Here is a 1,062-nt window from a genome sequence, read left to right as displayed (position 1 = left end):
CCGCCGGATTCTGATCCGGCGGTCGCTAAAGCTTTGGTGATAAAACCGCCTGTGGTGGCCCCGCTTATGCGGCGCGGCGACCGTGATGCGAGACGGGGGCGGCTGCGACATTGCCGACGCGGAAGCCTCTGATGAGGCCGAGCAGTTCGTCAGTATCGGCAGCCAGCGTTTCGGCCGATGCCGTGGTCTCTTCGGCCATGGCGGCGTTCTGCTGGGTGGCGGCGTCGAGCTGGTTCATCGAGGCCGAGATCGAGCGCAGCGTCGTATCCTGTTCGGAAGCGCTGTGGGCGATCTTGGCGACGATCTCGTTGGCAGCCTTGATCTGGTCGGAGATGCGCTTCAGCGCTTCGCCTGCCTCGCCGACGAGACGCACGCCATGGTCGACCTGGCTGGACGAACGGGCGATCTGATCCTTGATCTCCTTGGCGGCAGCAGCCGAGCGCTGGGCCAGTTCACGCACTTCCTGGGCAACGACGGCAAAGCCCTTGCCGCTTTCGCCGGCACGTGCCGCCTCGACACCGGCATTGAGCGCCAGAAGGTTGGTCTGGAAGGCGATCTCGTCGATGACGCCGATGATCTTGGAGATTTCCGACGAGGACTTCTCGATGCCGCTCATGGCTTCGATCGCCTGGGTGACGATCGCATCGCTGTGGGTGGCTTCGGTCGAGACCGAGTGAACCCGCTTGCTGGCTTCATGGGCGCCATCGGCCGTCTGGCGGACGGCGACGGTCAGCTCGTCGAGAGCAGCCGAGGTTTCTTCCAGGCTTGCGGCCTGACGCTCGGTGCGCTGCGACAGTTCGTTGGAGGCACGGCGGATTTCTTCCTTGGCGACACCGATATCACCGCCCTTGGCGCTGACCTGGGCCATGGCAGCTTCCAGATGCGAGAGCGCATCGTTGAAGTTGTCGCGCAGAGCCGCGTATTTTTGGCCGATGTCGGCGCAGCGCACAGTCAGGTCGCCGTGGGCGATCTGCTCCAGCGCCTGGCCGATGGTGCTGACGACGCGGGCCTGCAACGAAGCTTCGTCCTGCTGATGGCGCAGATTGCTTTCGCGCTCGCTCT

The 1,062-nt window shown here is 64.4% G+C and carries 1 protein-coding gene; it reads right to left on the bottom strand.

The genetic code is table 11. The features are described 5' to 3' along the window. Positions 1–64: 64 nt before the first annotated feature. Positions 65–1,062, bottom strand: a 998-nt coding sequence (locus EV281_RS30960) for a methyl-accepting chemotaxis protein (protein WP_132658654.1), incomplete at its 5' end; no start/stop codon positions are given.

Origin of the sequence: Rhizobium sp. BK418 (assembly GCF_004341105.1) — a bacterium.
GTDB lineage: Bacteria > Pseudomonadota > Alphaproteobacteria > Rhizobiales > Rhizobiaceae > Rhizobium.
The sequence above is the reverse complement of the archived record's forward strand: the minus strand, read 5'-3'. Positions and strand labels throughout refer to the sequence as shown.